Annotated in this window: 12 protein-coding genes; 8 read left to right on the top strand and 4 right to left on the bottom strand. The window is 77.2% G+C overall.

Going from position 1 to position 9433, the window contains the following annotated elements:
* Positions 1 to 12: 12 nt before the first annotated feature.
* Both AC3WUG_RS02535 and AC3WUG_RS02530 read right to left on the bottom strand, forming a co-directional pair.
* Positions 13 to 441 (bottom strand): GntR family transcriptional regulator, encoded by a 429-nt coding sequence (locus AC3WUG_RS02535; RefSeq protein ID WP_492326204.1) that lies wholly within the window; start codon positions 439 to 441, stop codon positions 13 to 15.
* Positions 438 to 1361, bottom strand: coding sequence for a hypothetical protein (locus AC3WUG_RS02530; protein WP_492326203.1), 924 nt, complete (start codon positions 1359 to 1361; stop codon positions 438 to 440). The genes AC3WUG_RS02535 and AC3WUG_RS02530 overlap by 4 nt, the downstream gene beginning before the upstream one ends.
* 108 nt (positions 1362 to 1469) lie before the next feature.
* Between AC3WUG_RS02530 and AC3WUG_RS02525 the strand changes: the two genes are divergently transcribed.
* Entirely contained in the window at positions 1470 to 2690 is a 1221-nt protein-coding gene (locus AC3WUG_RS02525; RefSeq protein WP_492326202.1) for an EAL domain-containing protein, read from the top strand.
* Between the two features lie 59 nt (positions 2691 to 2749).
* On the top strand, positions 2750 to 2920 hold the full coding sequence (locus tag AC3WUG_RS02520) for a DUF1059 domain-containing protein (RefSeq protein WP_492326201.1): 171 nt from the start codon (positions 2750 to 2752) through the stop codon (positions 2918 to 2920).
* A gap of 21 nt (positions 2921 to 2941) precedes the next feature.
* Here the strand turns inward: AC3WUG_RS02520 and AC3WUG_RS02515 are convergent, their stop codons facing one another.
* Both AC3WUG_RS02515 and AC3WUG_RS02510 read right to left on the bottom strand, forming a co-directional pair.
* Complete coding sequence (locus AC3WUG_RS02515) at positions 2942 to 3517, bottom strand: dihydrofolate reductase family protein (protein ID WP_492326200.1); 576 nt, start codon at positions 3515 to 3517, stop codon at positions 2942 to 2944.
* Between the two features lie 41 nt (positions 3518 to 3558).
* Entirely contained in the window at positions 3559 to 4512 is a 954-nt protein-coding gene (locus AC3WUG_RS02510) for a sigma-70 family RNA polymerase sigma factor (RefSeq protein WP_492326199.1), read from the bottom strand.
* Between the two features lie 160 nt (positions 4513 to 4672).
* On the opposite strand from AC3WUG_RS02510, the gene AC3WUG_RS02505 reads away from it, so the two are divergent.
* From AC3WUG_RS02505 to AC3WUG_RS02480, 6 genes are all read left to right on the top strand, one after another.
* Entirely contained in the window at positions 4673 to 5074 is a 402-nt protein-coding gene (locus AC3WUG_RS02505; RefSeq protein WP_492326198.1) for a VOC family protein, read from the top strand.
* A gap of 210 nt (positions 5075 to 5284) precedes the next feature.
* Positions 5285 to 6076: a DUF4184 family protein gene (locus AC3WUG_RS02500; RefSeq protein WP_492326197.1), complete on the top strand. Its 792-nt coding sequence runs from the start codon at positions 5285 to 5287 to the stop codon at positions 6074 to 6076.
* A gap of 39 nt (positions 6077 to 6115) precedes the next feature.
* Positions 6116 to 7012, top strand: coding sequence for an oxidoreductase (locus AC3WUG_RS02495; protein WP_492326196.1), 897 nt, complete (start codon positions 6116 to 6118; stop codon positions 7010 to 7012).
* A 40-nt stretch (positions 7013 to 7052) separates the two neighbouring features.
* Positions 7053 to 7463: an NAD(+)--rifampin ADP-ribosyltransferase gene (arr, locus tag AC3WUG_RS02490; protein ID WP_492326195.1), complete on the top strand. Its 411-nt coding sequence runs from the start codon at positions 7053 to 7055 to the stop codon at positions 7461 to 7463.
* A gap of 152 nt (positions 7464 to 7615) precedes the next feature.
* A complete protein-coding gene (locus AC3WUG_RS02485) occupies positions 7616 to 9025 on the top strand; it encodes a DUF222 domain-containing protein (protein ID WP_492326194.1) in 1410 nt (469 codons plus the stop codon).
* Positions 9022 to 9423 carry an HNH endonuclease signature motif containing protein gene (locus AC3WUG_RS02480; protein WP_492326193.1) on the top strand — a complete coding sequence of 134 codons (402 nt, stop codon included), beginning with the start codon at positions 9022 to 9024 and terminating at the stop codon, positions 9421 to 9423. Before AC3WUG_RS02485 ends, AC3WUG_RS02480 begins: the two co-directional genes overlap by 4 nt.
* The last annotated feature ends 10 nt before the right edge of the window (positions 9424 to 9433 follow it).

Here is a 9433-nt window from a genome sequence, read left to right as displayed (position 1 = left end):
CGTCGCCCGCGCTCACCCGCTGACGCGCACCTCCGCCTGCGCGCCGCGCACGAGCAGGAGGAGCTCGGCGTCGTCCAGCCCGTCCGACCGGGCGCGCGCGACCAGCGCCCGCACGTCGGTCAGCAGGTCCGGGCCGCCGGCGCCGTCCGCGCCGTCAGCGTGCGGGTCGGGGCCCGAGCGCGACCGCGTCCCACGCCCGGCGGACTCCGCGACCACGGTGCCGGTCCGCCGGCGGGAGTGCACCACCCCGGCGGCCTCCAGCTCCCGGTATGCCCGCTGCACCGTCCCGACCGCGACACCCAGGTCCCGCGCGAGGTCGCGCGACGCCGGCAGCCGCTCCCCGGGGCTGAGCGCGCCGACGGCGACGAGCGCGGCGAGCTGGGCGCGGATCTGCTCGTAGACCGGGGTCGCGGCCGTCAGGTCGACGCGGAGCTCGGTCACGCGACCACCCCGTCGGGCGAGGCGGGGCGTACGGCCGGGCGGCGCCTCCGCGGCCCCGGGACCGCCGTGCCGGCGACGACCATCGAGCCCAGCAGGGCGGTCGCGCCGACGAGCCCTGACAGCGCGGTACCGAGGAGGTGGTCGGTGCTGCGGAGCGCGAGGGCGGCGAACAGCATCGTCAGGCCGACGCCCGCCCCCGTCCAGAGCTGCGCGCCGGCGAGCAGCCGGGCGGCGGCGAGCCGGCGGACGCCGTCGTCGTGCTCGCGGGTGACGAGCGGGAGCGGACGGCGTCGGGTCACGACGCGCAGCGAGAGCAGGGCCGCGACCGCCACGGCGGCGAGTCCCAGGGCGATCGGCCCGCCGTAGTACCAGCCCGGGTAGGGGCCGGCCGACGCCCAGCCGACGACGTCGCCCCCGGCCACCACGGCGCGCGCGACCCGCTGCCCGTCCGGCGTCGCGGTGGCGCCGTACAGCAGGACCGCGAGCAGCCCGGTGGCGATGGTGGCCGCCAGGACCACCAGCCGCCACCCTCCCGTGCTCAGCACCGTGCGCCGGGTGAGCGGCGCGGTGCGCACGTCCCCGCGGGGACGGGGCCACGTCCGCTCGCCGACGGCCCGGACCAGGCAGAGCACCACGGCCCCGACGTACGGGGCGGTGGCGGCGCCGAGGGCGTACCCGGCGGTCCGGATGCCGCCCGCGAGGGAGAGCGGCAGGGACGGCAGCATGAGGAAGCCGACGGTCGCACCCGCCCCCGCGAGCGTCGCGACAGCCGAGACCAGCGCCTCGTGCCGGCGCGCGGCGCGGGCGACGGCCGGCGCGAGGGGCTCGGGGGCGCCGCGCAGCGAGGCCACCACGTGCACGACCAGCACCACCACGCCGGCGAGCAGGACGAGCGGGACGAGCAGCACGAGCAGGGCCACGGGGTCCTCCAATGAGTCATTGATGTGATGCATTGAAGCAGTGCCGGTTCGAGGCTGTCCAGGGCGCGCTGGCGCCCGGATCGCCGGGTGAACCACGGCTCGCACGGGGTGAAACCGCTGGTGCGGGCGGCGGCGGGCGCCGCGCGGCCCTGGCCGCCCCGTACCGTCGACCTCCCGGGCCGGCCGCCGCCGCCCCGCCGGTCCGTGTGCTGCGAGAGGAGGACCGTCATCGACGCCGAGCCGACGGCCCCTCCGGTCGACGACCCCCGCTGGCAGGACGCCCTCGGTCGCGCCCTCGACGACCCGGCCGCGCACGTGCTGCACGCGCAGCCGATCGTCGAGCTCACCACCGGCTTCGTCGCCGGGTACGAGCTGCTGTCGCGGTTCGACGGCCCGTGGCGCGCGACCCCTGACGTGTGGTTCGCCGCCGCCCAGCGCTGGGGCGCGAACCCGCGGCTCCAGGCCCGCGTGCTGCGCAAGGCCGTCGCGGCCCGCGCCGACCTGCCGCCGAACGCGTTCCTCACCGTCAACGTGGACCCGCACCTGCTGGCCGACGACGACGTCGCGTCCGCGCTGCTGGAGCAGGGCGACCTGTCCCGGGTCGTCCTGGAGCTCACCGAGCACACCCGGGTCGACGAGGGCGGCCGCGCGCTGGCGGTCCTCGACCGCGTGCGGTCCGCGGGTGCGCTCGTCGCGATGGACGACGCCGGCACCGGGTACGCGGGCCTCGAGCTGCTGCTCGCGCTGCGGCCGGACATCGTCAAGCTCGACCGGGCCCTCATCACGGGCATCGACGCGGACCCGGTGAAGCGGGCGCTCGTCGAGGTGTTCGGCGACCTCGTCGGGCGGATGGACGGGTGGATCCTCGCGGAGGGCGTCGAGACCCGCGGGGAGCTGGACGCGCTGATCGGGCTCGGCGTGCCCCTCGGGCAGGGGTGGGCGCTCGGCCGCCCGCAGGCCCGGATGCTCACGGCCCTGCCCGCCGAGGACGCGGCGCACATCCGGGCGACCGCCTCGCGGGTGTCGCTCACCGGCAACGTCGCGAGCCTCGTCCGCCCGGCGCACGCCGGGCGGGACCGCGCGACGGCGGAGGTGCTGCTCGCGGACAACGGGCAGGTCGCGGAGGTCCGCGACGGCGCCGGTCGCTGGGTGCCCGCGATGACCGTCGCCCCGAGCGCGTCGCTCGCCGAGGTGGCTCGCCGCGCGATGCTCCGGCCCGAGCCGCGCCGCTGGGACCCGCTGGTGTGCACCGACGCGAACGGGTCGGTCGTCGGGACCGTCGCCCTCGACACGCTGCTGCTCGCGCTCTGCGACTCATCCGGCACCTGAACGGCGCCGATAGACGAGGGACCCCGCCGGGGCCCGAGATCCAGGAAGAGGACACCACCATGAAGGCATTCCGCTGCGGCGACGTCGTCCCGGGCTGCGCCCGCGCGTTCACCGGCACCGAGGACGAGATCCTCGCCCAGGTGGCCCAGCACGCGCAGCACGACCACGGCCTCACCGAGATCCCGGCCGAGCTCGTGGTGCAGGTCCGCGGGGCGATGGTCCCGGCCTGACGGCGCGCGTCCGCCCGGGCGTCACCGCGGGCCGGGGCGGCGCGCGTCCGACGTGCGGCGGTGGCGCTCGTAGACCACGCGCGACCCGAACGTGCGGGTGTCCACGAGCTCCAGGTCGAGCGGCTCCGCGACGGGCGGCAGGAACGGCGTGCCGCCCCCGACGACGACCGGGTTCCGGAACGCCCGCACCTCGTCGAGCAGGCCGAGCGCGATCGCCTGCGCCGCGAGGTCGGCGCCGCCGACCGACACGTCCCGGTCCGTGCTCGCGAGGGCCGCGGCGACCTCCTCGGCCACCGAGCCCGTCGCGAGCCGGGCGTGGCCCTCGACCCGGTCGAGCGTGCGGCTGAACACCACCTTGGGCAGGGCGGCCCACACGTCGGCGAACGCGTCGCCCAGCGCCGTGCCCCGCATCAGCGGGTCCGTCTCCCAGGGCAGCATCGTCTCGTAGAGCCGCCGGCCGCACAGGTACGCGCCGAGCCCGCCGACCTGCTCCAGGCTGAACCGGAACTGGTCCTCGCTCGGCGCGCTCCACCCGAACCCGCCGGCGCGGTCGGTGATGAAGCCGTCCAGGGTCACGCTCATCGAGTAGATCAGCACGGTCCGAGCCTAGGCCGGGCCCGGTGGTCGCCCGCGTGCGGTCAGCGGTCCAGGTGACCGTGCGTGCGCCACGGGACCCCGAGCTCCCGAGCCGCGTGCTGGATCACCTCGGGGCAGTAGTAGTACCAGCGGACGACGGTGACCTGGCCGTCGCGCTCCTCGACGCGGAGCAGGTCGGCGAGCGGTCCGCGGGTGCCCGCTGCGTCCTCGTACAGCGCCAGCACCGGTCGACCGTCGACCCACGCCGGCTCCGCGCGGTAGCGGACCTGCTCGGCCTCGGTCACGAGCATGTGCGTCAGCGACCCCGCGCGGATCACCTCACGGCCGTGCTCGACGGCGGTGCCCACGATGTCGACGGTGGACCGCTCCGCGAACAGCTGGGCCACGACGTCGACGTCGTACGTCGCGAACGCGGCGGCGAGCCGTTCGAGCAGCGCGCCGGGGACGCCCCGGGTGGCCACGGGCCGGGGGGCGGCGATCCGGCGCCGGCCGCGGTGCAGCGCGGTCTTCACCGCGCCCGTCGTCGTCCCGAGGATGTCCGCGATCTCCGGCGCGGTGCACCCGAACGCCTCGCGGAGCACGACGACCGCGCTCTCCTGGGGCGGGAGCTGCGCCACCACGGCGAGCGCGTCGCGCAGCTCGCCCGGGTCGTGCTGCGGCGCGGCGGGGCGCTCCGGCACCTCGGCGACGGGGACCGCACGGTGCCGCCGCCACTGGTCCACCGCGAGGTTGTGCGCCACCCGCAGCAGCCAGCCGCGCGGGTTGTCGACCGTCTCGAAGGTCCCGGCGAGCGTCACCAGGGCGCGCGCGAGGGTCTCCTGGACGAGGTCCTCCGCGTCCCAGACGTCGTGGGTGAGCGCTCGGCAGAACGTGAAGAGCGCGGCCCGGTGCGGCTCGAGCGCGTGGACCAGCTCCGCCCGTACGGCGCGGGCGTGGCGCGCCAGGTCGTCGTCCAGGGGGCGGTCGGCTGCCGTGCTGGTGGTCGGGGTCGTCATCGTGTCCTCTCCTCGGGGGCCGTGTCTCGGCCTCCCCGACGATGACGGATGGGGGAGCCGGATGGATACGTCGGGGCGTCGACGCGCGGGGGGGCTTGCCCTGACGCCGGATCGCGGCGGACCCTGGAGCGGCGCACGCGGTCCTCGGGAGGTGGGCGCGATGAGCGCGCGGCTGTTCGCCTACGTCAGCTACCCCGACGCGCCCGCGGCGCTGGACTGGCTCGCCGCCGTGGGCTTCGTCGTCGTCCGCCGGCTGGACGACGACGCGGGCGCCGTGGTGCACGCCGAGGTCCGGCTGGGCGACGCGGTCGTGATGGTGGCGAGCAACGACGCCCCGTACCAGCGGCCGCCGCTCGTGGGCCGGTCGACGGGCGGCGGGGTCTACCTGCTGGTCGGGGAGCCGGCCGAGGTCGACGCCTTCGCGGAGCGGGCCGTGGCCGCCGGCGCCCGGGTGGTCGTCGAGCCCGAGGACACCGCCTGGGGGTCCCGCCGGGCCCGCGTGCTCGACCCGCAGGGGCGCGAGTGGACCGTCGGCACGTACGAGCCCGGCGTCGCGTGGTGACGGCAGCGGTCGCGGCGGGGTGTCAGCGGCGGTCGGCCGCGACGCGCCGGACGGGTCCGGCACCCGCTGCGCGGACCGGCCCCTCGCCGCCGCGGCACGGCGGCCCTCCCGACGGCGTCCACCCGCCGTCGGACGCGGTCGTGACCAGAGCCCTCGCGGGTCCGACCCCGGGAGGACGACGGAGTGCGACCGGGCGGGCAGGCTGCTCCGGTGCCCTTCACGCTCGCCCACCCCGCGGCCGTCCTCCCGCTCGCCCGGCGGCCGCTCGTCCCCGCGGCGCTGGTCGCCGGCGCGCTCGCCCCCGACGTGCCCTACTTCCTGCCCCTGCCGCGGTCGGCGGGGTCCTGGTACGAGCCGTTCGTGAACGCCACGACGACGCACGCCTGGCCCGGGGCGCTCACGGTGGCCGTCCCGACGGCGGCGGTGCTCCTCGGGCTGTGGTGGCTGGTGCGCGCGCCGCTGCGGGCGCTGGTCGCGGGGAGCACGGGGGAGGGGCCGGACGGGGCGGTGCAGCGAGCCACCGCGCGCGCGGCCGCCTGGCTGCTCGCGTCCCTGGTCCTCGGGGTGCTCACGCACGTGGTCTGGGACGCGTTCACCCACGGCGACGGGGCCCTCGCGCAGCGCGTGGCCTGGTTGCGCGAGCCGCTCGTCTCCGGGGTGCCGGCCGCGCGGGTGCTGCAGCACCTCAGCACGGCCGCCGGGCTGTTCGTGCTCACGCTGTGGGCGGGGCGACGGGTCGTCGCGTGGCGGCGCGCCGGCGGCCGTCCGGTGCTCGGGCGCCCCCAGGTCGCTGCGGTCGGCGCCGTCGCCGTGGCGGGGATCGTGGGCGCCGTCGTCGGCGCCCTGGGTGCGACGGGGTCGGGCGTCGAGGCCGTCCTCTCCGCGGCGGCGAAGGACGGCGGCACGGCGTCCGCCCTGGCCGGGCTCGTGGCGGCCGCGGCGTGGTGGCTGGCCCGCCTCGTCCGGGCGCGGACGTCGGCGCGGTCGGTCGGCGCGCGCTAGCGTCGGCCGGAGACCCGCCGCCGACCCCGGAGAGCCGCCATGACGCTCACGCACGCCCCCCGGATCGCGGTCGTCGGGCCGGGGGCGATCGGGACGTCGGTCGCCGCCCTGCTCCACGAGGCGGGCCGGACCCCGGTGGTCGCCGGGCGTCGGGCACGCGCCGGGCTCCGGCTGCGGTCGGACCGCGGCACGGTCGACGTCCCCGGTCCCGTCCTCACCGACCCCGGCGCCGTCGGGGAGCCGGTGGACGTCGTGCTCCTCGCGGTGAAGGCCACTCAGACCGAGGGGGCCGCGCCGTGGCTGGGGGCGCTGTGCGGGCCGGGCACCGTGGTGTGCGTGCTCCAGAACGGCGTCCAGCAGCGCGAGGACGTGGCGCCGCTCGTCCGGGGCGGCGAGGTCGTGCCGGCGGTCGTGTGGTTCCCGGCGGTCCACGAGGACGACGGGTCCGTCCGGCTCCTGGCGGACCCGCGCCTGACGATCCCCGACGGGCCTGGGTCCGCCGCGGTCGTCGAGGCCCTGCGGGGCACCCGCTGCGCGGTCGACGTCTCCGCGGACTTCACCACCGAGGCCTGGCGCAAGCTCCTGCAGAACGCGGCGGCGGGGCTCATGGCGCTGACGGGCCGGCGGTCCGGGGTGTTCCGGCGCGAGGACCTCGGGGCGCTGGCGCTCGCCTACCTGACCGAGTGCCTCGCGGTCGCCCGGGCCGAGGGCGCGCACCTGCCGGACGACGAGCCCCGCCGGCTCCTCGACGCGTTCCGGGCGGCGCCCGTCGACCGGGGCACGTCGATCCTGGCCGATCGCGAGGCCGGGCGACCGCTCGAGTGGGACGTCCGCAACGACGTGGTCCGGCGGCTCGGCCGGGCCCACGGCGTCCCCACGCCGATCAGCGACGTCCTCGTGCCGCTGCTCGCGGCGACGAGCGACGGTCCGGGATGACCCGGCCCGGGCGGCACTGCGGCGGGCCTACCCTGGCCGGGTGAACCAGGCGCTCGACTCCGGTCCGTTCTTCCACGGCACCAAGGCCGACCTCCGGGTGGGCGACCTCCTGACCGCGGGCTTCCGGTCGAACTACCGCCCCGAGGTCACGATGAACCACGTGTACTTCACGGCGCTCGTCGGCGGCGCCGGCCTGGCCGCGGAGCTGGCCGCGGGGGACGCCGAGCCCCGCGTGTACGAGGTCGAGCCGACCGGGCCGTACGAGGACGACCCCAACGTCACGGACAAGAAGTTCCCCGGCAACCCCACGCGCTCGTTCCGCAGCAGCGCGCCGCTCCGGGTGGTGCGCGAGGTCGCCGACTGGCCGCGCCTCAGCCCCGAGGACCTGGCGTCCTGGCGCGGGCGGATCGCCGCCCTGGCGGCCGACGAGCGGGGCGAGATCATCAACTGACGCCCACGGCCGAGCACGTGCGGGTGGCCGCGTAGGCGGGAGCGGCCCGTCGCGCGGTCGCCGAGTCCTCCACAGGCGCGTCGCCGTGCTCGGTCCCCAGGGAGCGGTCGCGGCACCAGGGTCGTGTCGGCGGGCCTCGGTAGTGTCGTTCCATGGCATCTGACCTGCAGGAACACCCGGACGGCGACCAGGTCGCCGACGTGGTGCTGCCCGTCTACGGTCCCGACGGGACCTGCCTGACGGACTTCGGCCCGGACCCCGTCGTGGCCGCCGGTGGGGCGCCTCGGACGGGTGAGCAGCGGCAGGTCGAGGCGATCCGTGCGTGTCCTCCCGGGCCCGAGCTGGACGCGTGGTTGCGGGGCCTGGACCTGACGGTGCTGTCCTCGACGGTCCTGGTCGAGGTGATCGCGGCGCAGGACCGGGTCGAGTCCCACCAGCACGCCCGCAAGCTGGCCATGATCGCCGAGCTGGCCGGTCGCGAGGAGATGCGCCCGGAGCGGTCCCCGCTGGCCGGGGCGCCGCCGACGCAGGCGTGCGTGGCCGGCGACGAGCTCGCGATGCGACTGGGGTGGCCTCGGGTCACGGCGACCAGGACCGTGCACCGGGCCGTGGTGCTCGACGGCCTGCTCGGCGCCACCCGGGAGGCGCTGGAGACCGGGCACCTCGACGCGGCCAAGGCCGGGGTGCTGGCGGCGGCGCTGACCGACCTGCCGTTCCAGGTCGCACACGCCGTCGAGGACGCCGTGCTCCCCGACGCCGACCGGTGCTCGGTCGCCCAGCTCCGGCAGCGGGTCGAGCGGGAGATCCGGCTGGTCGACCCCGAAGGCGCTGCCGGTCGGCACGACCGGGCCCGGTGCACCCGGAAGGTGTCCCACCCCCGCCCGCAGCCGGACGGGATGGCGTCGATGTGGCTGGTGCTGGATGCCGCGGACGCGATCCGCGTCGACGGCGTCCTGACCCACGCCGCGAAGACGGCCAAGGCGCTGGGCGATGACCGGACACTGGACCAGCTGCGGGCCGACGGTCTGCGGGACCTGGTCGTCGGGGACGTGCCTGCATCCGACGGGCCGGCGTTCGAGGTCCACCTGACCCCGGGCCTGCCGGTGCAGCCGGAGCCCACGCGGTCGTGGAACGGGGCGACTTTCACGGACCGAGACGGTCTGGTGCTCGCGCGCCCGGTCGAGCCGATCCCCGTCGCCACCCTCACCCTGCTCGGCGACACCACCGCGCACCCCGTGCCCCGCCAGGACCACCCTGCTTCGCCCGGAGTACCGGCGGCACCGATCGAGACCGCGACCGAGGTCGAGACCGGCACCGTCGCGACCCCGCCCAGCGCACCGGCCGGAGCCGCCGCGCCCGCCCGCCCAGCACTGGACCTGCTCCCGCGCGTCGCGCCTGCACCCGTTGCTCGGGTCGCCCCGGTGCCCAGGTCCGCGTCACCGTCCCCGCCTCGACCCTGCTCGGGCTGGACGACCAACCCGCCCACCTCGACGGCCACGGACCCATCGACGCCGTGCAGGCCCGCGCCCTCGCCGCCGGCGGGGTCTGGCAGCGGGTCGTGACGGATCCGCTCACCGACCGGGTCCTGGACGTGGGCCGCGAACGCTACCGACCACCCGCCGCACTGGCCGAGCTCGTCCGCTCCCGCGACGGAACCTGCGCCGCACCGGGCTGCACGGTGCCGGCCCGCGGCTGCGACCTCGACCACACCACGGAGTTCCACCCCCGACCGGGTGGCGACCCCGACGCGGCCCTAGGGCGTACCGACGCGGACAACCTCGGGCCCCTGTGCCGCCGGCACCACCGCCTCAAGACCGACGGCGGCTTCCGGCTGCGCCAGATCGAACCGGGGCTGTTCGAGTGGATCACCCCGACCGGACACCGGTACATGACCCGGCCCGGCACCGGGCAGTCCCACGACGCCACGGCCGACCCGTACGACGCACCACCCCCGTTCTGAGGCGGACGGG

The organism is Cellulomonas sp. EB106-03-03-XG116 (assembly GCF_058792015.1).
The sequence above is the reverse complement of the archived record's forward strand: the minus strand, read 5'-3'. Positions and strand labels throughout refer to the sequence as shown.

Coding starts and splice junctions, on each gene's coding strand:
- AC3WUG_RS02520 (WP_492326201.1), top strand. CDS start 2,750: ATGAAGGCATTCCGCTGCGGCGACGTCGTCCCGGGCTGCGCCCGCGCG.
- AC3WUG_RS02510 (WP_492326199.1), bottom strand. CDS start 4,512: ATGACGACCCCGACCACCAGCACGGCAGCCGACCGCCCCCTGGACGAC.
- AC3WUG_RS02505 (WP_492326198.1), top strand. CDS start 4,673: ATGAGCGCGCGGCTGTTCGCCTACGTCAGCTACCCCGACGCGCCCGCG.
- AC3WUG_RS02495 (WP_492326196.1), top strand. CDS start 6,116: ATGACGCTCACGCACGCCCCCCGGATCGCGGTCGTCGGGCCGGGGGCG.
- AC3WUG_RS02485 (WP_492326194.1), top strand. CDS start 7,616: ATGGCATCTGACCTGCAGGAACACCCGGACGGCGACCAGGTCGCCGAC.